At 67.1% G+C, this 26,104-nt stretch carries 29 protein-coding genes; 23 read left to right on the top strand and 6 right to left on the bottom strand.

The genetic code is table 11. From position 1 onward, the window contains the following. The first annotated feature begins 9 nt into the window (after positions 1-9). From folE to OK015_RS27780, 16 genes are all read left to right on the top strand, one after another. Positions 10-627 (top strand): GTP cyclohydrolase I FolE, encoded by a 618-nt coding sequence (folE, locus tag OK015_RS27855; protein ID WP_268128095.1) that lies wholly within the window; start codon positions 10-12, stop codon positions 625-627. Next, positions 624-1,466: a dihydropteroate synthase gene (folP, locus tag OK015_RS27850; RefSeq protein ID WP_268128094.1), complete on the top strand. Its 843-nt coding sequence runs from the start codon at positions 624-626 to the stop codon at positions 1,464-1,466. Before folE ends, folP begins: the two co-directional genes overlap by 4 nt. After that, complete coding sequence (gene folB / locus OK015_RS27845; RefSeq protein ID WP_268128093.1) at positions 1,459-1,857, top strand: dihydroneopterin aldolase; 399 nt, start codon at positions 1,459-1,461, stop codon at positions 1,855-1,857. Before folP ends, folB begins: the two co-directional genes overlap by 8 nt. Beyond that, complete coding sequence (gene folK / locus OK015_RS27840) at positions 1,857-2,381, top strand: 2-amino-4-hydroxy-6-hydroxymethyldihydropteridine diphosphokinase (RefSeq protein WP_268128092.1); 525 nt, start codon at positions 1,857-1,859, stop codon at positions 2,379-2,381. Before folB ends, folK begins: the two co-directional genes overlap by 1 nt. Continuing rightward, positions 2,381-2,857: a DUF3180 domain-containing protein gene (locus OK015_RS27835; protein ID WP_268128091.1), complete on the top strand. Its 477-nt coding sequence runs from the start codon at positions 2,381-2,383 to the stop codon at positions 2,855-2,857. Before folK ends, OK015_RS27835 begins: the two co-directional genes overlap by 1 nt. Positions 2,858-3,002: 145 nt before the next feature. After that, entirely contained in the window at positions 3,003-4,448 is a 1,446-nt protein-coding gene (locus tag OK015_RS27830) for a DUF6779 domain-containing protein (RefSeq protein ID WP_268128089.1), read from the top strand. 116 nt (positions 4,449-4,564) lie between these two features. Then, positions 4,565-5,476, top strand: coding sequence for a Rossmann-like and DUF2520 domain-containing protein (locus OK015_RS27825; protein ID WP_268128088.1), 912 nt, complete (start codon positions 4,565-4,567; stop codon positions 5,474-5,476). Beyond that, positions 5,473-6,393 carry a pantoate--beta-alanine ligase gene (gene panC, locus OK015_RS27820; RefSeq protein ID WP_268128086.1) on the top strand — a complete coding sequence of 307 codons (921 nt, stop codon included), beginning with the start codon at positions 5,473-5,475 and terminating at the stop codon, positions 6,391-6,393. The genes OK015_RS27825 and panC overlap by 4 nt, the downstream gene beginning before the upstream one ends. Continuing rightward, entirely contained in the window at positions 6,393-6,812 is a 420-nt protein-coding gene (gene panD / locus OK015_RS27815; protein ID WP_268128084.1) for an aspartate 1-decarboxylase, read from the top strand. Before panC ends, panD begins: the two co-directional genes overlap by 1 nt. 2 nt (positions 6,813-6,814) lie before the next feature. Then, positions 6,815-7,630: a type III pantothenate kinase gene (locus tag OK015_RS27810; protein WP_268128082.1), complete on the top strand. Its 816-nt coding sequence runs from the start codon at positions 6,815-6,817 to the stop codon at positions 7,628-7,630. A gap of 134 nt (positions 7,631-7,764) precedes the next feature. Beyond that, complete coding sequence (gene lysS / locus OK015_RS27805) at positions 7,765-9,273, top strand: lysine--tRNA ligase (protein ID WP_268128080.1); 1,509 nt, start codon at positions 7,765-7,767, stop codon at positions 9,271-9,273. A gap of 117 nt (positions 9,274-9,390) precedes the next feature. After that, positions 9,391-9,729 (top strand): histone-like nucleoid-structuring protein Lsr2, encoded by a 339-nt coding sequence (gene lsr2 / locus OK015_RS27800; RefSeq protein ID WP_085223269.1) that lies wholly within the window; start codon positions 9,391-9,393, stop codon positions 9,727-9,729. 297 nt (positions 9,730-10,026) lie between these two features. Then, the gene (gene clpC1, locus OK015_RS27795) at positions 10,027-12,561 is read left to right on the top strand and encodes an ATP-dependent protease ATP-binding subunit ClpC (protein WP_268128071.1); all 2,535 of its coding nucleotides are present in this window, start codon (positions 10,027-10,029) and stop codon (positions 12,559-12,561) included. A 509-nt stretch (positions 12,562-13,070) separates the two neighbouring features. Further along, positions 13,071-13,280, top strand: coding sequence for a CbtB domain-containing protein (locus tag OK015_RS27790; RefSeq protein ID WP_268128069.1), 210 nt, complete (start codon positions 13,071-13,073; stop codon positions 13,278-13,280). 5 nt (positions 13,281-13,285) lie between these two features. Then, the gene (locus OK015_RS27785; RefSeq protein WP_268128067.1) at positions 13,286-14,089 is read left to right on the top strand and encodes a CbtA family protein; all 804 of its coding nucleotides are present in this window, start codon (positions 13,286-13,288) and stop codon (positions 14,087-14,089) included. Continuing rightward, positions 14,086-14,637 carry a histidine phosphatase family protein gene (locus tag OK015_RS27780; protein ID WP_268128065.1) on the top strand — a complete coding sequence of 184 codons (552 nt, stop codon included), beginning with the start codon at positions 14,086-14,088 and terminating at the stop codon, positions 14,635-14,637. Before OK015_RS27785 ends, OK015_RS27780 begins: the two co-directional genes overlap by 4 nt. Here OK015_RS27780 and OK015_RS27775 read toward each other — a convergent pair whose 3' ends face one another. Together OK015_RS27775 and mhuD are read right to left on the bottom strand one after the other, a co-directional pair. Next, positions 14,638-16,002 (bottom strand): class A beta-lactamase-related serine hydrolase, encoded by a 1,365-nt coding sequence (locus tag OK015_RS27775; protein WP_268128063.1) that lies wholly within the window; start codon positions 16,000-16,002, stop codon positions 14,638-14,640. Beyond that, positions 15,977-16,297: a mycobilin-forming heme oxygenase MhuD gene (gene mhuD, locus OK015_RS27770; protein ID WP_268128061.1), complete on the bottom strand. Its 321-nt coding sequence runs from the start codon at positions 16,295-16,297 to the stop codon at positions 15,977-15,979. The genes OK015_RS27775 and mhuD overlap by 26 nt, the downstream gene beginning before the upstream one ends. A gap of 64 nt (positions 16,298-16,361) precedes the next feature. Here mhuD and OK015_RS27765 point away from each other — a divergent pair, with 64 nt between their 5' ends. Beyond that, entirely contained in the window at positions 16,362-17,117 is a 756-nt protein-coding gene (locus OK015_RS27765; RefSeq protein ID WP_268128059.1) for an alpha/beta fold hydrolase, read from the top strand. Here OK015_RS27765 and OK015_RS27760 read toward each other — a convergent pair. Beyond that, positions 17,100-17,984: an A/G-specific adenine glycosylase gene (locus OK015_RS27760; RefSeq protein WP_442791177.1), complete on the bottom strand. Its 885-nt coding sequence runs from the start codon at positions 17,982-17,984 to the stop codon at positions 17,100-17,102. The two genes, OK015_RS27765 and OK015_RS27760, sit on opposite strands and share 18 nt — an antisense overlap. A gap of 30 nt (positions 17,985-18,014) precedes the next feature. On the opposite strand from OK015_RS27760, the gene OK015_RS27755 reads away from it, so the two are divergent. Next, complete coding sequence (locus tag OK015_RS27755; protein ID WP_268128055.1) at positions 18,015-18,632, top strand: carbonic anhydrase; 618 nt, start codon at positions 18,015-18,017, stop codon at positions 18,630-18,632. 92 nt (positions 18,633-18,724) lie between these two features. Next, positions 18,725-19,531 (top strand): hypothetical protein, encoded by an 807-nt coding sequence (locus OK015_RS27750; RefSeq protein WP_268133166.1) that lies wholly within the window; start codon positions 18,725-18,727, stop codon positions 19,529-19,531. A gap of 8 nt (positions 19,532-19,539) precedes the next feature. On the opposite strand, the gene disA is transcribed toward OK015_RS27750, so the two are convergent. From disA to OK015_RS27735, 3 genes are read right to left on the bottom strand one after another with little or no spacing between them, the layout of a single operon-like run. Then, positions 19,540-20,613, bottom strand: coding sequence for a DNA integrity scanning diadenylate cyclase DisA (disA, locus tag OK015_RS27745; RefSeq protein WP_268128054.1), 1,074 nt, complete (start codon positions 20,611-20,613; stop codon positions 19,540-19,542). Positions 20,614-20,627: 14 nt separating this feature from the next. Next, on the bottom strand, positions 20,628-22,052 hold the full coding sequence (gene radA / locus OK015_RS27740) for a DNA repair protein RadA (RefSeq protein WP_268128053.1): 1,425 nt from the start codon (positions 22,050-22,052) through the stop codon (positions 20,628-20,630). 50 nt (positions 22,053-22,102) lie between these two features. Next, a complete protein-coding gene (locus OK015_RS27735; protein ID WP_442791176.1) occupies positions 22,103-22,657 on the bottom strand; it encodes a hypothetical protein in 555 nt (184 codons plus the stop codon). 323 nt (positions 22,658-22,980) lie between these two features. Here OK015_RS27735 and carD point away from each other — a divergent pair, with 323 nt between their 5' ends. From carD to cysS, 4 genes are read left to right on the top strand one after another with little or no spacing between them, the layout of a single operon-like run. Beyond that, positions 22,981-23,469, top strand: coding sequence for an RNA polymerase-binding transcription factor CarD (carD, locus tag OK015_RS27730; protein ID WP_003419482.1), 489 nt, complete (start codon positions 22,981-22,983; stop codon positions 23,467-23,469). A 14-nt stretch (positions 23,470-23,483) separates the two neighbouring features. After that, positions 23,484-24,155, top strand: a complete 672-nt coding sequence (gene ispD, locus OK015_RS27725) for a 2-C-methyl-D-erythritol 4-phosphate cytidylyltransferase (RefSeq protein ID WP_268128052.1) — start codon at positions 23,484-23,486, stop codon at positions 24,153-24,155. An 8-nt stretch (positions 24,156-24,163) separates the two neighbouring features. Continuing rightward, on the top strand, positions 24,164-24,640 hold the full coding sequence (gene ispF / locus OK015_RS27720) for a 2-C-methyl-D-erythritol 2,4-cyclodiphosphate synthase (RefSeq protein ID WP_268133164.1): 477 nt from the start codon (positions 24,164-24,166) through the stop codon (positions 24,638-24,640). A 51-nt stretch (positions 24,641-24,691) separates the two neighbouring features. Beyond that, on the top strand, positions 24,692-26,101 hold the full coding sequence (cysS, locus tag OK015_RS27715; RefSeq protein WP_268128051.1) for a cysteine--tRNA ligase: 1,410 nt from the start codon (positions 24,692-24,694) through the stop codon (positions 26,099-26,101). The last annotated feature ends 3 nt before the right edge of the window (positions 26,102-26,104 follow it).

Below are 26,104 nucleotides of genomic sequence, written 5' to 3'. Positions count from 1 at the left end.
GAGAATTCGATGGCTTTGCCGGGTTTGGGGGCGGATACCCGCACCGCGTCCAACGGTGCACGGGCGTTCGACCAGCCCCGCGCCGAGGCGGCGGTCCGCGAGCTCTTGTACGCGATCGGCGAAGACCCGGATCGAGATGGGTTGCGGGACACCCCGGCCCGCGTTGCGCGCGCCTATCGGGAGATGTTTTCCGGGCTCTACACCGACCCCAGTGCGGTGCTCAACACCATGTTCGACGAACAGCACGACGAGTTGGTGATCGTCAAGGAGATCCCGCTGTACTCCACCTGCGAGCATCATCTGGTGTCGTTCCACGGGGTGGCTCACGTCGGCTACATCCCCGGCGAGGACGGCCGGGTGACCGGATTGTCGAAAATCGCGCGGTTGGTGGACCTTTACGCCAAGCGGCCGCAGGTGCAAGAGCGGCTTACCAGCCAGATCGCCGACGCCTTGGTGAACCGTCTCGGCCCCCGCGGCGTGATCGTCGTGGTCGAGGCCGAGCATTTGTGTATGGCGATGCGCGGTGTCCGCAAGCCCGGCGCCACGACGACCACTTCGGCGGTGCGCGGCCAGTTCAAAACCGATGCTGCCTCTCGAGCCGAAGCGCTCGACCTCATCCTGCGTTGAGTTCGTCGCCGGTGCGGGTTGTGGGGGTGGTGAACGTCACCGACGACTCATTCTCAGACGGCGGGCGCTATCTCAGCACCGACAACGCCGTCGTGCACGGCCTGGCGTTGGCGGATGAAGGCGCGGCGATCGTCGACGTCGGCGGGGAGTCGACCCGGCCCGGCGCCACCCGGATCGACCCTCGGATCGAGAGCTCCCGCGTCGTTCCTGTCATCAAAGAACTTGTGGCACAGGGCATTACCGTCAGCATCGATACCATGCACGCGGACGTTGCTCGGGTGGCGGTGGAGAACGGCGCGCGGATCGTCAACGATGTGTCCGGTGGCCGAGCGGATCCCGCGATGGCGCCGCTGGTGGCCGAGGCCGGGGTGCTGTGGGTGTTGATGCATTGGCGATCGGTGTCGTCCGACCGCCCGCACGAGGCCCCGCCCTATCGCGACGTGGTGGCCGAGGTGCGTTCGGAGTTGCTGGCCAGCGTCGATGACGCGGTGGCCGCCGGTGTCGATCCGGCGAACCTGCTCATCGACCCGGGGCTGGGATTCGCCAAGACGGGAGAACACAATTGGGCGCTGCTGCACGCCTTGCCCGAGTTGGTGGCCACCGGAGTGCCGGTGCTCCTGGGTGCCTCGCGTAAACGGTTCCTCGGTACGCTGTTGGCCGGACCGGACGGGTCACCGCGACCACCGGATGGGCGTGAGACGGCGACCGCGGTGATTTCCGCGCTGGCCGCCCTGCACGGGGCCTGGGGTGTGCGGGTGCACGACGTGCGGGCCACGGTCGACGCCCTCAAGGTCGTCGACGCCTGGACGCAGACGGAGCGGACAAAGAGCGATGGCTGACCGAATCGAGTTGCGCGGCTTGACAGTTCATGGCCGGCATGGAGTTTTCGAATTCGAGCGGAGCAACGGGCAGGAATTCGTCGTCGACATCGTGGTCTGGATCGATCTGGTCGATGCCGCTGCCAGCGACGACCTGGCCGACACCTACGACTACGTCGCCCTGGCCGAGCGGGCCGCCGGCATCGTCGCGGGCCCCGCGCGGAACCTGATCGAAACGGTGGGGGCCGAGATCGCCGACTTCGTGATGGACGACGAGCGCGCACACGCCGTCGAGGTGACGGTGCACAAGCCCCACGCGCCGATCGAGCAGCAGTTCGCCGACGTCGCGGTGGTGATCCGACGGTCGCGGCGCGGCGGGCGCGGTTCGGTGATCCCCGCGGGCGGAGCGTGATGACGCGCGTCGTACTGTCCATCGGCTCCAACCTCGGGGACCGGCTGGCGCGGCTGCAGTCGGTCGTCGACGGTCTCGGGGACGTGCTGCTCGCGGTTTCGCCGGTGTACGAGACGGCCCCCTGGGGGCGCGTGGACCAGGGGCCGTTCCTCAACGCGGTGCTGATCGCCGACGACCCGGCCCTCGATGGGCAGGGCTGGCTGCGCCGGGCGCAGGAGTTCGAACAGGCCGCGGGCCGGATTCGAGGCGAGCGCTGGGGCCCGCGCAGCCTGGACGTGGACCTGATCTCTTGCCGTGGTGAGACAGAGATCATCTCGCTGGAAAACAATCTGACCCTCCCGCACCCACTGGCCCATCTGCGGGCGTTCGTCCTGATCCCCTGGCTGGACATCGACCCGGATGCTCAGCTGACCGTCGCGGGACAAGCCCGGCCGGTCGCGGGGCTGTTGACCGAACTCGACCCCGTCGACCGGGACAGTGTGCGACTGTCCGGGCTGACGCTCGAGCCAGAATCGAAGAGCTGATGGGGCCGACCAGGAAACGTGACCTGACGGCCGCGGTGGTCGGTGCTGCGGTACTGGGTTTCCTGCTGATCAAGGTGCTGTTTCGGTGGTTTCCGCCGATCACGGTGTGGACCGGTCTGTCGCTGCTGGCCGTAGCCATCGCCGAGGCACTGTGGGCCCGGCACGTGCGGGCCAGGATCACCGCAGGCGAGATCGGTGTCGGGCCCGGCTGGTTGCATCCGCTCGCGGTGGCCCGCACCGTGATGGTCGCCAAGGCGTCGGCCTGGGTGGGCGCCCTGGTGCTGGGCTGGTGGCTGGGAATCCTGGTGTACTTCGTGCCGCGCCGATCGTGGCTGCGGGTCGCCGCGGAGGACACCACCGGAACGGTGGTGGCAGCCGTCAGCGCGCTGGCGTTGTTGGTCGCCGCGCTGTGGCTGCAGCACTGCTGCAAGTCCCCGCCGGATCCGACCGAGCAAGCCGAGGGAGCGGAAAGCTAGGCCGCCCGCCGAAGGTTGCGGACCACCATCCGGGCTGGCCATCACGACCGGACAGTTAACGGCGATTAATCAACGAATTAACCCAGGTGAGAATCGCCGGACCAGCGCGACACGCGGATTGACGTCGCACAGGTATTGTCAGGCCATGACCGTTCTGTCCCGCGGCGCCCGGGGTCGGCGCGGCGGCCGCAGGCCGGGGTGGGTGCTCTTGACGGCGTTGCTGGTCCTCGCGATGGGGGCTAGTTCCGCGCTGGTTTTCACCAATCGAGTGGAACTTCTCAAGCTCGCTGTGATCCTGGCGCTGTGGGCCGCAGTCGCCGGTGCGTTTGTGTCGGTGCTCTACCGCCGGCAAAGTGACGCCGATCAGTCGCGGGTACGTGACCTGAAGCTGGTTTACGACCTGCAGCTGGATCGGGAGATCTCGGCCCGCCGCGAGTACGAGCTGACCGTCGAGTCGCAGTTGCGGCGTGAGCTCGCCTCCGAGATACGAGCCCAGGCCGCCGATGATCTGGCCGCGCTGCGCGCGGAAGTGGCCACGTTGCGGACCAGCCTGGAGATCTTGTTCGACACCGACCTCGAGCAGCGGCCCGCATTGGAAACCCTCGAGACCGATACGCCGCCCGCGCGCGCATACAGCGACTGGGACCGCGGCGGCGAGGGCGCCGGCGCCGATTGGGTGACCAGCGACCGCGTCACGTCGGTCCGCGACGGTAGCCCCGTCGACTCTGCGGAGCCCCGCACCGACGAATCCGCAATCATCGACGTGCCCGAAGAACCGCTGCTACCGCCCCGCTCGCGGGAGCGCGCCCGCTATCACTACGAAGGCCAGCAAGAGGCTTCCTACCCGCCGCCGAACCAGGTCCAGTATCCCGAGGCGCCGCCGTACGTGCCTCCGGAGGAGGTCCCGTATCCGCCCCCGCCGATGCCCGCGGAGGCGGAGGCCGAGCACCGATTCGAGCCCGCGCAGTGGCAGTCATCTCAGCAGCCGGCGCCACCCCCCGGGCCTCCGCCACCACCGGAGCCGCAGCCCGGATCGGGGCACCCGGACTGGCAGCCGGTCATCGCCGACGGGCTCTGGTTGCCCCCGGGTGCGCCGGGTAGTAACTGGCGGGGCGCCGACCCTACCGATGGGCCCGCTGCCGCGCCGTCGGGCCGGCGCCGGCGCTCCCGGCATTCCGACCCCGAGGAGCAGTTCGACGGCCCGCCCGGGGGAAACGTGCCGCCGCACGGCGAATCCCGCCGGGCGCGCTCGCGCCATTCCGCGGAGTACCGGGACTATTCCGTGCGCAACTTCATGACCACCAACGAGCCCGGCACTGGGGCGCCGCCCCCGTCCGCCCCCGCGACCGCGCCACCACCGCCGCCGCACCTCAAGCAGGCACCTCAGGACGCGGCGTCACCGCCACCACGACTCGCTCCCGCGCCGCACCCGGAGCCGGCACCTCGCCACCTCGGCCCGGACGACGAGTTGGACGGCGCCGGGGACGGCCCGCCGACCGGTGGCCAGTCGGTTGCCGACCTGCTGGCGCGACTGCAGGTGCAGCCATCCGGGGGTGGCCGGCGGCTCAGGCGAGAGAGCCGGGAAGACTGAGCTGGGAGCTTCCTCACATTGGGACTGCGTCACCGATCGACTACAGTCTTAGTGACCGTCCGGTACCCATCACCTGGGACTGGAACGAACGAATCAACGATGTGAGGTCGTCTGCGATGGAGCAGTTCGACGGTTTGCGCCCGGCCAGGCTCAAGGTGGGGGTCATTTCGGCCGGCCGGGTGGGTTCCGCTCTCGGTGTCGCGCTGGAGCGCGCTGAGCACGTCGTGGTGGCCTGCAGCGCCATCTCCCACGCGTCGCGCCAGCGGGCGGCGCACCGGTTGCCCGACACCCCGGTGGCCGCACCGCCGGACGTGGCCGCAGCGGCCGAGCTGCTGCTGTTGGCGGTTCCCGACAGCGAACTCGCCGGCCTGGTCTCGGGGCTGGCCGCGACCTCGGCGGTGCGGCCCGGCACGATCGTCGTGCACACCTCGGGTGCCAACGGCGTCGGCATCCTCGCACCGCTGACGCAGCACGGGTGCATCCCGCTGGCCGTTCACCCGGCGATGACGTTCACCGGCTCCGACGAGGACATCAGCCGGCTGCCGGACACCTGCTTCGGCATCACCGCGGCCGACGATGTCGGCTACGCGATAGGGCAGTCGCTGGTTCTGGAGATGGGCGGCGAGCCGGTCCGCGTCCGCGAGGATGCCCGCGTCCTCTACCACGCCGCCCTGGCCCACGCCGGAAACCACCTCGTCGTGGTGCTCGCCGACGCCCTCGATGCGCTGCGATCCGCGCTGCGCGGCAGCGAACTGCTCGGCCAGCAACTCGTCGACGACCAGCCGGGCGGGCTCGCCGAACGCGTCATCGGGCCGCTGGCCCGGGCGGCACTCGAGAACACGCTGCAGCGCGGGCAGGCAGCGCTCACCGGTCCGGTTGCCCGCGGCGATGCGGCCGCGGTTGCCGACCATCTGCACGCGCTGACGCAGGTCGACCCCGAGCTGGCCCAGGCCTATCGGGTGAACGCGCTGCGGACCGCGCAGCGCGCACATGCTCCCGAGGCGGTGCTCGAGGTGCTGGCGCGATGAGCCTGACGACGGCCCGGCCGCCGGCCTTCAATCCGGGCGAACTGAATGTCTACTCGGCGCCGCACGACATGTCGGCCGTCAGCCGCGCGTTGCGCCACACCGGCCGCCGGGTGATGCTGGTGCCCACGATGGGCGCGCTGCACGACGGGCATCTGGCCCTGGTGCGCGCGGCCAAACGGGTACCCGGCTCGGTGGTCGCGGTATCGATCTTCGTGAATCCGTTGCAGTTTGGCGCCGGGGAAGACCTCGACGCCTACCCCCGCACTCTCGAAACCGACCTGGCGATGTTGCGCGGTGAGGGCGTCGAGATGGTGTTCGCCCCGACCGCCGCGGCGATGTATCCCGACGGCCTGCGCACCACGGTGCAGGCCGGTCCGTTGGCGACCGAACTCGAAGGCGGCGCACGGCCGACGCATTTCGCCGGTGTGCTGACCGTGGTGTGCAAGCTGCTCCACATCGTGAGTCCCGACCGGATCTTCTTCGGCGAGAAGGACTATCAGCAGCTGGTCCTGATACGGCAGATGACCGCCGACCTGAATATCGACGTCGAGGTGATCGGGGTGCCAACGGTCCGGGAGGGCGACGGCCTGGCGATGTCATCGCGTAACCGATACCTCGACTCCGCACAACGTGAATTGGCGACGACCCTGTCGGCGGCGCTGGTGGCCGGCGCCCACGCCGCCCCGGCCGGCGCACGGGCCACGCTCGACGCGGCCCGCGCCGTGCTCGCCGCCGTGCCCGAAATTCGGGTCGACTACCTGGAGTTGCGCGGCGCAGATCTCGGTCCGCTGCGGGCCGACCGGCCCGGACGCCTGCTCGTGGCTGCCCGGCTGGGCGGCACCAGACTATTGGACAACATCGCGATCGCCGGCACCTACGGGCCGGACGAGCTACCGCAATCACCTTGGAGGAACTGATGTTACGGACGATGCTCAAGTCGAAAATCCATCGCGCCACCGTCACACAGGCCGATCTGCACTACGTCGGCTCGGTGACGATCGACGCTGATCTGATGGAGGCGGCCGATCTGCTCGAGGGCGAGCAAGTGACGATCGTGGACATCGACAACGGTGCGCGGCTCGTCACCTATGCGATCACCGGCGAGCGTGGCACCGGTGTGATCGGAATCAACGGTGCCGCAGCACATCTCGTACACCCGGGCGATCTGGTGATCCTGATCGCCTACGGGACGATGGAGGATGCCGAGGCGCGCGCCTACCAGCCGCGCGTCGTCTTCGTCGACGCCGCCAACAAGCAGATCGATCTGGGGAGCGATCCGGCATTCGTGCCCGACGACGCGGCCGAGCTACTCAACCCCCGGATGGGCGCGCGATAGCCGTGCTGCTGGCGATCGACGTCCGTAACGCGCACACCGTCGTCGGGTTGCTGTCCGGCGCCAAAGAGCACGCAAAAGTCGTGCAGCAGTGGCGGATCCGTACCGAGTCCGAGGTCACCGCGGACGAACTGGCGTTGACCATCGACGGCCTGATCGGCGACGACTCCGAGCAGCTCACCGGAGCCGCGGCCCTGTCCACCGTGCCGTCGGTGCTGCACGAGGTGCGGGTCATGCTCGACCAGTACTGGCCGTCGGTGCCGCACGTGCTGATCGAGCCCGGGGTGCGGACGGGCATTCCGCTACTGGTCGACAATCCCAAAGAAGTCGGCGCCGATCGAATCGTCAACTGCCTAGCGGCCTTTCACAAATTCGGTAAGGCCTGCATCGTCGTCGACTTCGGATCGTCGATCTGCGTGGACGTGGTGTCGGCCAAGGGTGAATTCCTCGGCGGCGCCATCGCGCCCGGGATACAGGTCTCGTCGGATGCCGCGGCGGCCCGCTCGGCCGCGTTGCGGCGGGTCGAGCTGTCCCGGCCCCGGTCGGTGGTCGGCAAGAACACCGTCGAATGCATGCAGGCGGGCGCGGTGTTCGGCTTCGCCGGACTGGTCGACGGCCTGGTGGGACGCATCCGCGAGGACATGGACGGCTTCGCCGGCGATGACGTGGTGATCGTCGCCACGGGCCACACCGCGCCGCTGCTGCTCTCCGAGCTAAACACCGTCGCCCAATACGACCAGCATCTGACGCTGCAGGGATTGCGGCTGGTCTTCGAACGCAACCGGGACGCCCAGCGCGGCCGGCTGAAGACCGCACGCTGACTTTTCGCAGGCGCTGAACGTGCGCACGGCCCGTCGGTACGCCCCATTTCCCGCCCTGGCCACACGCGCGAAGTCACCAGCACTCATTCGACGCCCGCGCGGACGTGGTGCGAAGTCCTTTAAGCTGGCACGTCGTGAGTGCCGCCTCAGACACCGGAACAGACCTGCCCGAGCAGTTCCGGATTCGCCGGGACAAGCGCGCTCGGCTGTTGGCCGAGGGGCTTGACCCGTACCCGGTGGCCATTGCGCGCACCCACACGCTGGCGCAGGTCCGCGCCTCCCACCCCGACTTGGCGGTCGACACCGCGACCGACGACATCGTCGGTGTGGCGGGACGCGTCATATTCGCGCGCAATTCCGGCAAATTGTGTTTCGCGACGCTGCAAGACGGCGACGGGGCCACGCTGCAGGTAATGATCAGCCTGGACAAGGTCGGCCAGGATTCGCTGGACGCCTGGAAAGCCGACGTCGACCTCGGCGACATCGTCTATGTGCACGGCAACGTGATCAGCTCACGGCGCGGCGAATTGTCCGTCCTGGCCGACGCCTGGCGTATCGCCGCCAAGTCGCTGCGGCCGCTGCCCGTCGCGCATAAGGACATGAGCGAAGAATCGCGGGTGCGGCAGCGTTATGTCGACCTCATCGTCCGCCCCCAAGCGCGCACGGTGGCGCGCCGGCGAATCGCGGTTGTGCGCGCCATACGCAACGCGCTGGAACGGCGCGGGTTTCTCGAAGTCGAGACGCCGATCTTGCAGACGTTGGCCGGTGGCGCGGCGGCGCGGCCGTTCATCACGCATTCCAATGCGCTGGACATCGATCTCTACCTGAGGATCGCACCTGAACTGTTCCTCAAGCGATGCATCGTCGGTGGATTCGACAAGGTCTTCGAGCTAAATCGGGTGTTCAGAAACGAAGGTTCCGATTCGACACATTCTCCCGAATTTTCGATGTTGGAGACCTACCAGACCTACGGAACCTATGACGATTCGGCAGTCGTCACACGAGAGCTTATTCAAGAGGTCGCCGACGAGGCGATCGGTACGAGACAACTGCCGTTGCCGGATGGCAGCGTCTACGACATAGACGGAGAATGGGCGTCGATACAAATGTATCCGTCGCTGTCCGCGGCGCTCGGCGAAGAGATCACGCCGCAGACGACGGTCGATCGGCTCCGTGCGATCGCGGACCGGCTCGGCGTCGAGATACCCGAGGACCGCGGGTACGGGCACGGAAAGCTTGTCGAGGAACTGTGGGAGCACGCGGTGGGGAATACGCTGACCGCGCCCACATTCGTCAAGGATTTCCCTGTCGAGACAACACCTTTGACTCGTCAGCACCGCAGCATCCCCGGTGTGACGGAGAAGTGGGATCTCTATGTGCGCGGCGTTGAACTGGCCACCGGGTACTCGGAATTAAACGATCCGGTAGTGCAGCGCGAACGATTTGCCGAACAAGCGCGCGCCGCGGCGGCCGGCGACGACGAGGCGATGCTGCTTGATGAAGACTTTCTCGCCGCACTCGAGTATGGGATGCCGCCATGCACCGGAACGGGAATGGGTATCGACCGGTTGTTGATGACTTTGACCGGTCTGTCAATTAGAGAGACAGTTTTGTTCCCGATTGTTCGGCCGCACTCCAGCTGAAAGCCGATCACTCTGCGTTGTCAGATTGAGTATGCCGCGTTCATATGGCAGATTAGTGACCGGGGAGTGGGTCCAAACTGCCCAGCAACTGCTCAGGAAGAACGCGAGGGTAAGCTAATGGCGAAAAAAGTCACCGTCACCTTGGTTGACGATTTCGACGGTGCAGGCGCCGCCGATGAAACCGTCGAATTCGGGCTTGACGGGGTGACCTATGAGATTGATCTTTCGACGAAGAATGCCGCGAAACTCCGCGGCGATCTGAAGCAGTGGGTGGCGGCCGGCCGTCGCGTCGGGGGTCGTCGTCGGGGACGTTCCGGCACCGGCCGCGGTCGTGGGGCGATTGACCGCGAGCAGAGCGCAGCCATCCGCGAATGGGCCCGCCGAAACGGGCACAACGTGTCGACGCGCGGCCGCATCCCGGCCGACGTCATCGACGCATTCCACGCGGCCACCTAACAAGGCCTTAACCGGTGCCCGGTCGCAAGGCCTGGGCGCCGGTTCTGTTTTCGCTGGTGGCGAAATGTTCACCGGCGTTCGGGGGAAACGATTTCGTGGTTTGTCTCGTTTCTTCAGCTATGGCTCTGTCGTCACCGGGGGATTCCTCAGACGGAGCGCAGCAGGCCCGAACGGCAAGGCACCGCAAGGTTCGAACCCGGGCGGGCCGACCATTACAGTGGACACCAGGTACGCACTGTCGGCCCCTGTGCCGAGAACGATGAAGTACCGATGGTGAGGGAGAGCAGGTAACCACCGATGTTCGAGAGATTTACCGACCGTGCCCGCAGGGTGGTCGTCCTGGCCCAAGAAGAGGCCCGGATGCTCAACCACAACTACATCGGCACCGAGCACATTTTGCTGGGCCTGATTCATGAAGGCGAAGGCGTCGCAGCGAAGTCGCTGGAGTCGCTTGGGATCTCGCTGGAAGGCGTCCGCAGCCAGGTCGAGGAGATCATCGGCCAGGGCCAGCAGGCACCATCCGGGCACATCCCGTTCACCCCGCGTGCCAAGAAGGTTCTCGAGCTGAGCTTGCGCGAGGCGTTGCAGCTGGGCCACAACTACATCGGCACCGAGCACATTTTGCTGGGCCTGATCCGCGAGGGTGAGGGCGTGGCCGCGCAGGTGCTGGTCAAGTTGGGCGCCGAACTGACCCGGGTGCGCCAGCAGGTGATCCAGTTGCTGAGCGGCTACCAGGGCAAGGAGGCCGCAGAAGCCGGCACCGGAGGCCGCGGCGGCGAGTCGGGCAGCCCGTCCACGTCGTTGGTGCTCGACCAGTTCGGGCGCAACCTGACGGCCGCCGCGATGGAGGGCAAGCTGGACCCGGTCATCGGCCGCGAAAAGGAAATCGAGCGGGTGATGCAGGTGCTGAGCCGGCGCACCAAGAACAACCCGGTGCTGATCGGCGAGCCCGGCGTCGGCAAGACCGCCGTGGTCGAGGGCCTGGCGCAGGCCATCGTGCACGGCGAGGTGCCCGAGACGCTGAAGGACAAGCAGCTCTACACGCTTGACCTGGGATCGCTGGTCGCGGGCAGCCGCTATCGCGGTGACTTCGAGGAACGCCTGAAGAAGGTGCTCAAGGAGATCAACACCCGCGGCGACATCATCCTGTTCATCGACGAGCTGCACACGCTCGTCGGTGCCGGTGCGGCGGAGGGCGCGATCGACGCCGCGTCGATCCTGAAGCCGAAGCTGGCCCGCGGGGAGCTGCAGACCATCGGCGCCACCACGCTCGACGAGTACCGCAAGTACATCGAGAAGGACGCCGCTCTGGAGCGCCGGTTCCAGCCGGTGCAGGTCGGGGAGCCGACGGTGGAGCACACCATCGAGATCCTCAAGGGTCTGCGCGACCGGTACGAGGCACACCACCGGGTTTCGATCACCGATTCGGCGATGGTGGCCGCCGCCACGCTGGCCGACCGCTACATCAACGACCGGTTCCTGCCGGACAAGGCGATCGACCTGATCGACGAGGCGGGTGCCCGGATGCGGATCCGCCGCATGACCGCGCCGCCAGACCTGCGTGAGTTCGACGAGAAGATCGCCGATGCGCGCCGGGAGAAGGAATCGGCGATCGACGCTCAGGACTTCGAGAAGGCCGCTAGCCTGCGCGACCGGGAGAAGCAGCTGGTCGCCCAGCGGACTGAGCGCGAAAAGCAGTGGCGTTCAGGCGATCTCGACGTCGTCGCCGAGGTCGATGACGAGCAGATCGCCGAAGTGCTGGGCAACTGGACCGGCATCCCGGTGTTCAAGCTCACCGAGGCTGAGACGACCCGGCTGCTGCGCATGGAGGATGAGCTGCACAAGCGGATCATCGGCCAGGTGGATGCGGTCAAGGCCGTGTCGAAGGCGATCCGCCGCACCCGCGCCGGGCTGAAGGACCCCAAGCGCCCGTCGGGCTCGTTCATCTTCGCCGGGCCGTCCGGTGTCGGTAAGACCGAGCTGTCCAAGGCGCTGGCCAACTTCTTGTTCGGCGACGACGACGCGCTGATCCAGATCGACATGGGCGAATTCCACGACCGGTTCACCGCGTCGCGGCTGTTCGGCGCCCCGCCGGGATACGTCGGCTACGAAGAGGGCGGGCAGCTCACCGAAAAGGTGCGGCGCAAGCCGTTCTCCGTGGTGCTGTTCGACGAGATCGAGAAGGCACACCAGGAGATCTACAACAGTCTGTTGCAGGTACTCGAGGACGGCCGGCTCACCGACGGGCAGGGTCGCACGGTCGACTTCAAGAACACGGTGCTGATCTTCACCTCGAACCTGGGCACCTCCGACATCTCCAAGCCGGTCGGCCTGGGCTTCACCCAGGGTGGCGGGGAGAACGACTACGAGCGGATGAAGCAGAAGGTCAACGACGAGCTGAAGAAGCACTTCCGTCCGGAGTTCCTGAACCGCATCGACGACATCATCGTCTTCCACCAGCTGACTCGCGACGAGATCATCCAGATGGTGGACCTGATGATCGGCCGGGTCGGCAACCAGCTCAAGACCAAGGACATGGCGATGGAGCTGACCGACAAGGCCAAGGCGTTGCTGGCCAAGCGCGGCTTCGACCCGGTGCTGGGTGCTCGCCCGCTGCGGCGCACCATCCAGCGTGAGATCGAGGATCAGCTGTCGGAGAAGATCCTCTTCGACGAGGTCGGACCCGGACAGCTCGTCACCGTCGACGTGGACAACTGGGACGGCGAAGGAACAGGCGAGGACGCGGTGTTCACGTTCACCGGAGCACGCAAGCCGCCGGTCGAGCCGGAACTGACGAAAGCCGGAGCGCACGCCGCGCCTGAGAATCAATAGCAGTACAGCAAACGGGTGGTTAGTCTCTGACCGGACTAACCACCCGTTTCGCTGTGGGGAGGCTAAGTGGCCCACCTCTGCTGATCGTCACCACCAATGACCTTCCGGGCTGGGAATTCGACGCGTCTGCGGCGAAGTGTTCGGGCTGACCGTTCGCTCGCGTAACGCCTTCTCACAGATGGCGCGGGCTTCGAGGCGATGCTCGGCGGAGAACCGCAGGGGACGACCGCGAATCTCGCCGAAATCCGCAACGAGGCTCGCAACTAGGCGGTACCGGTCACGGCCGGCGCGAAGTGCACGGCCAGCCAGCTCGGCTACGGCGGGCGCCTGCGCAGCAATGATTATTTGTTCAATCGTGCCCCAGTCCGTTTAGACTGACGACTGTTATCGGTTTTGTCCGATGGGTAACGGAATCCTGGTGAAATTCCAGAACGGTCGCGCCACTGTAGAAAGTCAGACCCGGAACCCATCACCTAAGTGGGACGCGTCATTCCCAGAAGGAGTCAACAGTGTCCAGTTCCGAGACGACCGGCACACGCGCGATTGATTTGTCGGCGGCAGGTGCCGCGCTCTGGTTGGCGGCGACCGTCTTCCTGGCGTTGTTGGCGATTTACTTCGTCGGCGTCGATCAGGGCGCGGTGTCGCTGTTTGGCAGCGACATGCATGTGCACGAATTCGTGCACGACGCACGCCACCTCCTCGGCTTCCCCTGCCACTGACCGGCATGGAGAAGCGTCTGATCGGACGCGGGCTGCTGGCGGGCGCAGTTGGCGCGGTGCTGGCTTTCCTGTTCGCCCGTGTGTGTGCCGAACCCGTCATTGCCCGCGCGATCGCCTTTGAGGACGGTCGAACCGAGGCCGAGAGCGCCCACGGTGTGCACGAACATGGCATCGAACTGTTCACCCGCGGCGTGCAGGCCAACGCCGGCCTGGGTTTCGGGGTGCTGATCTTTGGTCTCGCGATGGGCGCACTGTTCGCCGTGTTGTTCTGTGTCGTCTATGCTCGCGCCGCTGGTCGCGCAGAAAGCCCTGCACCACAGCAGCTTTCGCTGCTTCTGGCGGTGGGGGCCTTCGTGGCGGTGTACCTGGTCCCGTTCGTGAAATATCCGCCCAATCCGCCTGCCGTCGGCCAGTCCGACACGATCAGGGCGCGCACCGGCTGGTATCTGGTGATGGTGCTGGCGTCGGTGGTGCTGGCAATCGCGGCGGTGTGGCTGGCCCGGCGGCTCGATGACCGATTCGGCGCCTGGAATTCACGGTTGCTCGGCGCCGGCGCCTACCTGGTCGCGGTAGCGGTGGTCATGGTGCTGCTGCCGACGGTGGACGAGACGCCCGCACCGTTGCGCGACGCCTCGGGTGCGATCGTCTATCCCGGCTTTCCCGCCGATGTCCTCTACGAATTCAGATTGCTGTCGGTGGGCACCCAGCTGTTGCTCTGGGTGACCATCGGCTTGGTGTTCGCGACGCTCGCCGGACGGTTGCTTTCAGAGCGCTCCGAGAGCGGACGGGTATCAAGCGTCGCGGCGTGACGGAGGTCGTCCGGCTGACCTTGGTGTCGCACGGCATGACCGATGCGATGGCGGCCGTGCGTTTTCCCGCCGACGAGCCGCTCAACGACGCCGGTCGTCGACAGGCCGAAGTCGCTGCGGGCCTTGACATTCGCGGCGCTGCGCATCTCACCGGCCCCGAGCGGCGCGCCCGCCAAACCGCGCAGCTGCTGGGCCTGGACGCCACGACCGAGCCGCGGCTGGCCGACCTCGACTGCGGGCGCTGGCGTGGGTGGACGCTCGGAGCCGTACCCGAGGCGGACCTCGGGGTGTGGCTGAGCGATCCGGCTCGGGCGCCGCATGGCGGCGAGTCCGTCGTCGACCTCACCGAGCGGGTGGCCGGGTGGCTGGCGTCAGTGGTCGAAGGCCCATCGCGAACGGTTGCGGTGACACATCCGGCGGTGATCCGGGCGGCGATCCTGCTGGCTCTCGACATTGCGCCGAAGTCGTTCTGGCGCATCGACATTGCACCGGTTGGCCTGACGACGTTGCATTACCGGAACGATTGCTGGACGCTGCGGCTGCAGTGACTACTGCGGGGCGACCAGGGCGAACGCCCGCTTGGCCACCTGCAGCATCCAGCCGGTTACCTTCGGCCCGTGATCGCGGGGCCAGTTCAGCTGAAAGCTGACGACCCACGGTTGCCGCGTCTTGTCGACGGCGTACCAGCTGAAAGTCAGATCGCCCGGCAAGCCACCGGCTTTCGCGCCGATGTACGGCCAGACGTTGCGGTCCAGCTGGATACCCGACACGGCGGACAGGATCTGCTTGACGGGTGCGGCCTCGCTGACGGCGTCGGCCTGCAGAGCCGCATGGACTCGGCAGATGTCCTCGGCGCTGCCGTACCACTCCGCTCCGTAAGCCGAGGCCGGGACGTGGGCACGAGCCGGATCAGGTTGGTAGGGGGCGGAATTCGCCTTCGCCAGCAGCTGGGCGCGGACCTGCGGGGTCGCTTGCTGCCACTGGCTGCGCAGATCCGGTTCGCCCCAGCCGATAGAGAACAGCTCGTACATCGTGGGGAAGGGGGTCATGCTGGCCGGATCGTGATGGCCCGCCGTGGCGAGCGCCTCCTCGATGGCGTGCGTGCCCATTCTTTCGATCAGCAAGTCGGTGGCCATATTGTCGCTATTGGCGATCATCTTCGCCGCTGCGGTGCGCACCGAAACATGGTCGCCGGGAGCAAGTCCCAAGCCCGAAGAGCCGACCGCCTTGCTCTTTTCGGTGACGGTCAACTGATCGTCCCAGGACACCGTGTGGTTGTGCACCGCGCCCGCCAGGGCGTGCAGTACGTACAATTTGAAGATCGATGCCAGCGGCAGAGGTTCGCTGGTGTTGGTGCCCACCACGGGATCGCAGCGGCCGTCGTCGACCTTGGCGACCTGATAGGAATACCGCGCACCGGTCTTGCTCAGCGTCGTGTCGATGTCATGCCACGACGTGATCGTCGGCGGCAGCGTCTCCAATTCGAATCGATCAACCCGCCCGAGGTCGTCGGTGTGTATCCGGATGTCTTGTCGCGCGCCGTAAGACGAGGTGAGGTGCAGCGTGGCCACGCTGGCACTGATGTCTACCCCGTCGAGGGTGAAGGGACGATCCCACCAGAGTTCTTCCATGGTGGTCTCCACCGACTCCACCTGGTCGGGCGCGGCGAGGGTACGAACTCCGGTCGGGCCGATCGGCCAGTCCGAGTTCAGCATGTCCACGGTCTGCTGGGCCCGCAGACCCGGCGGTGTCCGGGTGTCGATCGCGCGCCCCAGGTCGGCGGCATTCGCCTGCGGTGACGGCGACGGCGAGCAACCCGGTGCCAAAGTCGCGACAAGTGCGGCGGCCGCGGTCACGGCCAGCACGCGCTGGCGCGCGGGATGTCGCCTATTCAGCCGGCTTGCTCCCCGCAACGTCCAGGACGACCTCGAATTCCAGCAGCGACGCGCCAGTCGCCACCGGGTTGGCGCGCTGCCCGGCATGGGCTTCGACGGCGGGCCCACTTGCCCACGCCTGGAATGCTTCATCGGACTCCCAGTGTGTCACGACGAAATAGCGGTTCTCACCCTTTACCGGGCGCAGCAGCTGAAAGCCGAGGAAGCCGGGTTGGTTGTCCACCGCGTGTGCGCGGTGGGCGAACCGCTTCTCCAGCTCGGGACCAGCGTCGGCGGGCACTTCGATTGCATTGATCTTCACCACTGGCGGCATGTTCGCCAGGCTACCCCGACCCCTGACCGGTGATGCTCCTGGGCGGGACACGCAAGATGGTCCCATGCCCACCGATTTGTTGACCTGCCGGGGCGGGCAAGGCGAGCCGTTGATATTGGTCCACGGCCTGATGGGCCGGGGCACCACCTGGTCGCGTCAGCTGCCGTGGCTGACCCGGTTGGGCACCGTTTACACCTACGATGCGCCGTGGCATCGCGGCCGCGACGTCGAGGATCCGTACCCGATCAGCACCGAACGCTTCGTGGCTGATCTCGCCGACGCGATAGCCACGTTGGGCGCACCGGTACGGCTGGTCGGGCATTCGATGGGTGCCCTGCACTCCTGGTGTCTGGCCGCCGAGCGCCCCGAGCTGGTTTCGGCGCTGGTGCTCGAGGACATGGCGCCGGACTTCCGGGGCCGCACCACGGGGCCATGGGAGCCGTGGTTGCACGCACTTCCGGTCGAATTCGACACTGCCGAGCGGGTATTCAACGAATTCGGGCCCGTTGCCGGCCAGTATTTCCTGGATGCCTTCGACCGCACCGACTCCGGTTGGCGGTTACACGGTCACACCTCGCGGTGGATAGAGATCGCCGCCGAATGGGGCACCCGGGACTACTGGGCGCACTGGCTGGCGGTCCGGGCCCCGGCACTGCTGCTCGAGGCCGGCAACTCCGTCACTCCGCCGGGCCAGATGCAGGCGATGACGAAAACTAACTCTCCGACAACATATTTGGCGATCCCCGAAGCTGGTCACTTGATCCACGACGAAGCGCCAGAGGTATACCGTCAAGCGGTTGAGCTATTCCTCGCCGGCTAGCCCGAACCGGCCGTCGCGTGTCTGCGTCACCAGGCCGTCGGCCAGCAGCGAATACAACGCCCGGTCACGTTGCGCGGTATCCGTCAGCCACGCCACATCAAGATCGGCCCTGGTGACCGGAGAATCGTTGCCGCGCAGGACATCCAGCAACAGGCCGCGGACCTGCCGATCCGTTCCGGCGTAGGTCTGAACGCGGCGGGCCGGCCCTCGCGCCGGGGGAAAGCCGGCCTGCCGCCACGCGCACTGGTCGAGTGGGCATATTCCGCAGCGGGGTGCCCGAGCGGTGCACACCATGGCTCCCAATTCCATCAGTGCCACCGAAAATTGAGGCGCCGTGTGGTCTTTCGGTAGCAGTGCCGCGACGTCGGCGTGATCGCGGGTCGCGGACGGGTTACCGGCATCGGCGAGGCCGTGCACGGCGCGGGCCACTACGCGTCGAACATTGGTGTCGACCACCGGTACTCGCTTGCGGTAGGCGAAGCACGCCACGGCCCGGGCGGTGTAACTGCCGATACCCGGCAGCCCCAACAGGATTTCGACGTCATCGGGGACGACGTCGTTGTGATCACGCGCGATGACGATCGCGCACTCGTGCAACCGTTTTGCCCGCCTCGGGTAGCCCAGCTTGCCCCAGGCCCGGAGCACGTCGGCCGCGCTGGCCGCGGCGGTCGCCGACGGGGTGGGCCAGCGTCGCACCCATTCGGTCCAGATCGGCAGCACCCGGGCCACCGGCGTCTGTTGCAGCATGAACTCGCTGACCAGAATCTGCCATGCGTCCACACCGGGCTCCCGCCAGGGCAGATCGCGGCGCGAGCGCTCGTACCACTCCAGAAGTTCATTTGCCGGGATTTGCACTTGGCTAGGCATTGGTGCCCGCAGCACGCCAGAATATGTACCATGCCCAACACCAGTCCGATAACCGCATGGAAAGCACTCAAAGAGGGTAACGAGCGATTCGTTGCCGGCCAGCCCGCCCATCCCAGCCAGAGCGTCGCGCATCGCGCGAGCCTGGCGGCCGGCCAGAAGCCGACCGCGGTCATATTCGGCTGTGCGGACAGCCGGGTGGCGGCCGAGCTGATCTTCGATCAGGGCCTGGGTGACGTGTTCGTGGTGCGCACCGCCGGCCAAGCCATCGATACCGCGGTGCTGGGCTCCATCGAGTACGCGGTGACGGTGCTCGACGTCCCACTCATCGTGGTCCTCGGCCATAACAGCTGCGGTGCCGTCCAGGCCGCCATTGGCGCGCTCGATGATGGCGCGATACCAGCCGGTTTCGTGCGGGACGTGGTGGAACGAGTCGCATCATCGATCCTGCTGGGCCGGCGCGACGGCCTCAGTCGTGTCGACGAGTTCGAGGACCGGCATGTGAAAGAGACGTTGGCACAGCTGCTGGCGCGGTCTACTGCCATTTCGGAGCGGGTGTCCGAGGGCACGCTGGGACTTGCCGGGGTCACCTATCACCTCGCCGACGGGCGGGCGGCGTTGGTCGACCACATCGGCGACATCGGCGAATAGCACGGCCTCTAACACGGTGGTCGTCCAGCTAACATCGCGACACGCCGAGTCGGATCTAACAAATCGGCGTGACCTGGGCTTACGGTGTGATCGTGCTGGATCTGGAACCGCGTGGCCCGCTACCCACGGAGATCTATTGGCGGCGCAGGGGGCTGGCCCTGGGCATCGCGGTCGTCGTGATCGGCATAGCCGTCGCCATTGTTATCGCCTTTATGGGCAGCAGCGCGGGGGCGAAACCCGCCAACGTCAACAAGGCCGGCTCGGCTCAAAACACACCGGCAGCGCCCCCGCCACAGGCACCGCCGCCGGGGCAGGAAGGCGTCACCCCGCTGGCGCCGCCGCAACAGGGGCAAAACCCGGAATCTCCGACGCCGACCGCCGCGGTGCTGCCGCCGCCGGTGCTGAAGGAGGGCGATGACTGCCCCGACTCGACGCTGGCCGTCAAAGGCCTGACGAACGCTCCCCAGTACTTCATCGGTGACCAGCCGAAATTCACGATGGTCGTCACCAATATCGGGCTCGTGGCCTGCAAGCGCGACGTCGGGGCCGCCGTCCTGGCCGCCTACGTCTACTCACTGGACAACAAGCGGCTCTGGTCCAACCTGGACTGCGCGCCGTCCAACGAGACCCTGGTCAAGACCTTCACGCCGGGCGAACAGGTGACCACCGCGGTGACTTGGACCGGGATGGGGTCCTCGCCACACTGCCCGCTGCCGCGGCCCGCGATCGGTCCGGGCACCTACAACCTCGTCGTTCAGCTGGGCAATCTGCGCTCGCTCGCGGTTCCGTTCATCCTGAACCAGCCGCCACCGCCGCCGGGCCCGGTGCCCGGTCAGCCGGCGGTGCCGCAGCCCGAGGCGCCGCCCGGGGTCGCTCCCGGTCCTTCGCCCGCGGGTTAGCTCGTCACTTAGTTGAGCGGGTCGGCGATCGTCGATTCCGCCAGCTGTGACAGCCCTTCCCGCACATGGCGGGCCCACATCGCGCCGATGCCCTCGACCGATTGCAGGTCGTTGGCACTGGCGGCCAACACGCCCTGCAGCGTTCCGAACGTTCGAACCAGCAGATCCACGTGCGCGAACTGCAGCCTCGGAATACCGGCCATCGCTTGGTAGCCCCGCGCGCTGAGCGCCGAATCCTGTGCCTCCGTCGTCGTCGGATACCCGAAAACCTTTGCCAGCACCGTGATTTCGAGCAGTTCGGCGTCCGACAACGCGTCCAGCTCGTCGAGCGTGGCGGTCATCTGCGCATCGGATAACGGCTCGGGGCTGGCGTGGTAGTCGCGCACGATCAACTCCCGGGCGATGTCGTTGCCGCCCAGCAGCTCCTCGAGCTGCAGTCGCAGCTGGCGCCCGTCGGTGCCCAGTTCGACGACGTCATAGTCGATCACCAGCCCGATCCGACGCACCAGCTCGAGTCGCTGCACCACGGTCATCACGTCGCGCAGCGTGACGAAGTCTTCGATCTCGGCCCGGGACAATAGCCTGCTGACCTCGTCGAGCCGGGTCTTGTAGCGCTCCAGGGTCGCGATGGCCTGGTTGGCACGCGACAGGATGGTCGCGGAATCGGCCAGCACGTGGCGCTCCCCGCCGACGTAGACGGTGACGATGTTCATCGAGTGGCTGACCGAGATCACCGGGTGACCGGTCTGGATCGCGGCCCGCTCCGCCGAGCGGTGCCGGGTGCCGGACTCATCGGTGGGTATCGAGGGATCGGGCACCAGCTGCACGTTGGCCCGTACAATGCGGCTGCCGTCGGTGGACAGCACGACGGCGCCGTCCATCTTGGCCAGTTCGCGCAGGCGGGTGGGGGCGTACCGCACATCCAGGGCGAACCCGCCGTCGCAGATGGCCTCGACGTTCTCGTCGTTGCCGAGCACGATCAGTGCGCCGGTACGGCCGCGCAGAATGCGCTCCAGGCCGTCCCGGAGCCCGGTGCCCGGTGCCAGGCGGGCGACTGTCTCACGCAGCGTCGGACGCGTCACAGCCTGTCATTCTGCTATGCCAGGGCCCGCGGCGTGGCAATGTCCAGTCGTTCGATCCGCGAGGGCCCGTTGCTGCGGTGGTCGGCGATGTCGATCATGTGCTCCAGCGCGGCGCCGATGTTCGGTGCGCTCAGTGCTCGCACTCCCCGGGGGAGGGCATCGCATCCGGGCGGAATCAGTGCGATCGTGAACCCCTGCCGGGCGGCTTCGGCCAGGCGCCGGTCCATCCCGCCGACCCGGCGCAGGTCGCCCGCCAGTCCGACCTCGCCGATCATCACCGCGGTGGTCGGCAGCGGCAGATCGGCCAAGGCCGAGGCCAGCGCGATCGCGACGGCGAGGTCCGAGGACGGGTCGGTCAACCGCATGCCACCCACGGTGGACAGGTAGATGTCGTTGGCGGCAAGCGGCAGCTTGGCGTGCTTTTCCAGCACCGCGGTGATCATCGCGGCGCGGGAGTGGTCGATCCCGCTGACCGCGCGGCGCGGCGACCCGGCGTTTGGGGTGGCCAGCAACGCCTGGACTTCCCCGATCAGCGGCCGCTTGCCGTCCAGTGCGACCGTGATCGCGGTGCCGGCGACCGGGGTGGGCCGCTGATCCAAGAACAGGTTGGACGGGTCGGCGACGCCCTCAATTCCGTTGTCGTGCAACATAAAACACCCGACTTCGTCGGCGCCGCCGAATCGGTTCTTGATGCCGCGGACCATCCGCAGCGCGCCGTTGCGGTCGCCCTCGAAATGCAGCACGACGTCGACGAGGTGTTCCAGTGAGCGCGGTCCCGCGATCGCGCCGTCCTTGGTGACGTGACCGACGAGGATCAGCGCCACGCCGTTGGCCTTGGCCGCGGCGGTGAGCGCGGCCGTCACGGCGCGCACCTGGGTAACCCCGCCGGCGACGCCGTCGGACTCGGTGGTGGACATGGTTTGCACCGAGTCGACGATCACCAGCGCGGGCTTGACCGTCGCAATGTGTTCGAGCACCGTGTGCACGTCGGATTCGGCGGCCAGGTAGACCTCGTCGGAACCGCATCCGATCCGGTCGGCGCGCAGCCTGATCTGGCCCGCGGATTCCTCGCCGGAGATGTACAGGGCGCGCCGCCCGGCCGTCGCCCACAGGTGGGCGACCTTGAGGAGCAGTGTCGACTTGCCGACGCCCGGATCACCGGCCAGCAGCGTAACCGAGCCGGGCACCACCCCGCCGCCGAGCACCCGGTCGAGCTCGTCGATGCCCGTCGCGCGGTGCTGGGTGAGGTTGGGCTCGATGGAGCTGATCGGAACGGCGCGGGACGCCGTGTTCGGCGAACGCCGCCCGGCGCCCACCGCGCTGAGCACGGCCACCTCGTCGACGGTGCCCCAGGTTCCGCATTCTCCGCAGCGGCCCACCCATTTGGCGGTGACGTGGTGGCATTCCGAGCAACGGAATTGCGAGCGCGCATTTGCCACGTCATGACGGTATCCGGCAGGGGCGACAAGCCCCGGTGTGACACGGCCGTTCAGGCCTCCGGCGGGGCCATCCCGGCGGAAATCGGCACCTGGACGCTGGCCTGCCCGGCCTTCTCGAAGCTGAACGTGAAGTTGTAGGCGAGGCCGTTGGTGATGGGCTTGGCCAGGTTGACCGATGCCTTGGCCGCGTTGTTGGGGTTGAGCGGGCCCGGTGCCACCTTCTGGCCTTCCGGCGTGCCGATGAACAACATTCCGCTGGCGGGCAGGCGCGGGTCGCCGGTCACCGTCACGGTGCCGATATCACTGGTGATGCCCAGCAGCCGGTCCTCGACGTCCGGCGACTGATTAACGGCCACCAGCACCAGGTCCACACTTTTACCCGGGCGCAGGAAGTCACCGGTCTGCGCGGCCTGGATGCGGATGTCGCGCAGCGCCACGTTGTTGAACGTGACCTTGTTGCCGTTGACAGCGGGCTCCTGGGTGGCCATTTGCGAGATCTGCCCGGCTCCACAACCGGTGAGCACGGCAGCGACCAGGGCGGCCAGGCCGACGAGGGCTACTCGCGCGCGAAGGCCGACCGCGAGGCTGTTCTTGAAGCGGTTCACTCGATGCCTCCTGGGCTCGGTCCGGCTGGTCAGAGCAAGTCTGGGCACGTTGACGGCGGGTCAACCGTGCAACTATGCACAGTAGTAGGAACGACGTTCCAGCGGTAGCGCAGGTGGCAAGACCAACCGCCAGACCAGCGCGGTAGCGGTCAAAGTGGGCCCACCCACAGCCCGGACCGCGACGTTGGTAGTGTGTTCTACTGCACGTCTGCTCGGGTCTGTCAACCCCTAATCAGCGCGCGTTGTGCCCCTGACCTGCACTGTTGCTACGCGTGTGTTGGACAGCCGTGTTAGACTGAAGTGACGAAAGGGGCTCTAATCAGATGATCTTCAAGGTCGGCGACACCGTTGTTTATCCACACCACGGTGCTGCGTTAGTCGAGGCGATCGAAACCCGCACCATCAAAGGGGAGCAAAAAGAGTATCTCGTCTTGAAAGTCGCGCAGGGAGACCTGACCGTTCGAGTGCCCGCTGAAAATGCAGAGTACGTCGGCGTCCGCGACGTTGTCGGCCAGGAAGGTCTCGACAAGGTCTTCCAGGTGCTGCGCGCTCCCCACACGGAAGAGCCCACCAACTGGTCCCGCCGCTACAAGGCCAATCTCGAAAAGCTTGCCTCCGGTGACGTCAACAAGGTGGCAGAGGTAGTTCGCGATCTGTGGCGTCGCGACCAGGAACGCGGCCTGTCCGCCGGCGAAAAGCGCATGCTGGCAAAGGCGCGGCAGATTCTGGTCGGTGAGTTGGCGCTCGCTGAGAGCACCGACGACGCCAAGGCGGAGACCATCCTCGACGAGGTTCTGGCCGCCGCTTCCTGAAGGCCCTGGCTCTGGTGGTCGGGGGCACAGTTGTCGCAGTGGTCCCGGCCGCGGGGTTGGGGGAACGGCTGCGTGCCGGTATTCCGAAAGCGTTCTGCGAGCTCGACGGTCGCACGTTGCTGGAATGGGCCGTCGCGGGCCTGCTGAATTCGGGGGTCGTTGATCATGTGGTCGTGGCGGTGCCCGCCGATCGCATTGATCAAGCCAACCAAGTCCTAAACGACCAGGCCACCGTTGTGGCCGGCGGTGCCGGGCGCACCGAGTCGGTCAATCTGGCGTTGTCCGCGCTGCCCGGCGAGCCGGGGTTCGTGCTGGTGCACGACGCCGCCCGGGCGTTGACGCCGCCGGAGCTGATCGTGCGCGTGGTCGACACGTTGCGGGCCGGGTACGACGCGGTGGTGCCCGCGCTGCCGCTGCATGACACCATCAAGGCCGTGGATGGCAACGGCGTGGTGCTGGGCACGCCGGAGCGGGCCGGGCTGCGGGCGGTGCAGACGCCGCAGGGGTTCGCCACCGACCTGTTGTTGCGCGCCTACGAGCGCGCCGCCGGTGCGGCCGTCACCGACGACGCTTCGCTGGTCGAGCACGTCGGCGGCCAGGTTCAGGTGGTCGACGGCGACCCGCTGGCTTTCAAGATCACCACCCAGCTGGATCTGCTGCTGGCGCAATCGATTGTGCGCCGGTGACCGAGTCGCTGAATCTCCCACGGGTCGGTCTGGGCACCGACGTACATCCAATCGAGCCCGGACGGCCCTGCTGGTTGGTAGGCCTGCTGTTTCCCGATGCCGACGGCTGCTCCGGACACTCCGACGGCGACGTCGCCGCGCACGCGTTGTGCGACGCGGTGTTGTCGGCGGCCGGACTGGGCGACATCGGTGCCGTGTTCGGGGTCAACGATCCGCGGTGGCAAGGCGTCAGCGGCGCCGACATGCTGCGCCATGTCGTCGTGCTGACGTCGGAGCACGGCTTTTCGGTCGGAAACGCCGCCGTACAGGTGATCGGTAACCGGCCCAAGATCGGGCCGCGTCGAGCCGAGGCGCAGCAGGTGCTGTCGGGTCTCCTGCGGGCGCCAGTGTCGGTTTCGGCGACCACCACCGACGGGCTGGGATTGACCGGGCGGGGCGAGGGATTGGCCGCGATAGCGACGGCCCTGGTTGTCCCGCGCGGATAGCCCCGCGAGCTGCGGTCGGCCCAGCTGAACTAGCAGGTAAGCTGGCACGTCGTGACCGATCGCCCCCGCATGCGGCTACACGACACGGCAGCTGGTGCTGTGCGTGATTTCGTGCCGCTGCGCGAGGGGCACGTCTCCATCTACCTGTGTGGCGCCACCGTTCAGGGGCAGCCCCACATCGGGCACGTCCGCAGCGGCGTGGCCTTCGACATCCTGCGCCGCTGGCTGATGGCGCGCGGATACGACGTCGCGTTCGTCCGCAACGTCACCGACATCGACGACAAGATCCTTAACAAGGCCGCCGCCGCGTGCCGGCCGTGGTGGGAGTGGGCGGCCACCTTCGAGCGCGCGTTCACCGCGGCCTACGACGCCCTGGACGTCTTGCCGCCGTCGGCGGAACCACGAGCCACCGGGCACATCACCCAGATGGTCGAATTAATGGAACGGCTGATCGAAAATGGTCACGCGTACTCCAGCGGCGGCGACGTCTACTTCGACGTGCTCAGCTACCCGGAGTACGGTCAGCTGTCCGGCCACAAAATCGACGACGTCCATCAAGGCGAGGGCGCGGCCACCGGCAAACGCGACGAACGCGACTTCACGATGTGGAAGGGCGCCAAGCCCGGCGAGCCGTCGTGGCCGACTCCGTGGGGCCGCGGCCGCCCGGGCTGGCACCTGGAATGCTCGGCGATGGCCCGCACATATCTGGGAACGGAATTCGATATCCATTGTGGCGGAATGGATTTGGTATTCCCGCATCACGAAAACGAGATCGCGCAGAGCCGTGCGGCCGGGGATGGGTTCGCCCGCTACTGGCTACACAACGGCTGGGTGACGATGGGTGGCGAGAAGATGAGCAAGTCGCTGGGCAACGTGTTGTCCATCCCGGCGATGCTGCAGCGCGTCCGGGCGCCGGAACTGCGTTACTACCTGGGCAGTGCCCACTACCGTTCGATGCTCGAATTCTCCGAGACCGCCCTGCAGGACGCGGTGAAAGCCTATGTGGGAGTTGAGGAATTCCTGCACCGCGTGCGGGTTCGGGTCGGTCTCGTCGTCCCCGGAGAATGGACGCCGCGATTCGCCGCGGCGCTCGACGACGACCTCGCGGTCCCGATCGCGCTCTCCGAGATCCACCACGCTCGCGCCGAGGGTAACCGAGCGCTCGATGCCGGCGATCATGAAGGCGCCCTGCAGAATGCCAGCGCCATCCGCGCGATGATGGGCATCCTGGGCTGCGACCCGCTCGACGAACGCTGGGAATCGCGCGACGAAACCTCGGCCGCACTCGCGGCCGTCGATGTGCTTGTCCAGGCCGAACTGGAAAGTCGGCAGCAGGCCCGCGAGGAACGCAATTGGGCTCTGGCAGACGAGATTCGGGACCGACTCAAGCATGCCGGCATCGAGGTCACCGACACCGCCGACGGGCCGCAGTGGGAACTGCTGGCCGGTCCAGAAAAGTAGGGG

The sequence above is a fragment of the Mycobacterium sp. Aquia_216 genome (genome assembly GCF_026723865.1).
Classification (GTDB): Bacteria; Actinomycetota; Actinomycetes; order Mycobacteriales; family Mycobacteriaceae; genus Mycobacterium.
Note: the sequence above shows the minus strand (reverse complement) of the source record. Positions and strands in the feature narration are given on the sequence as shown.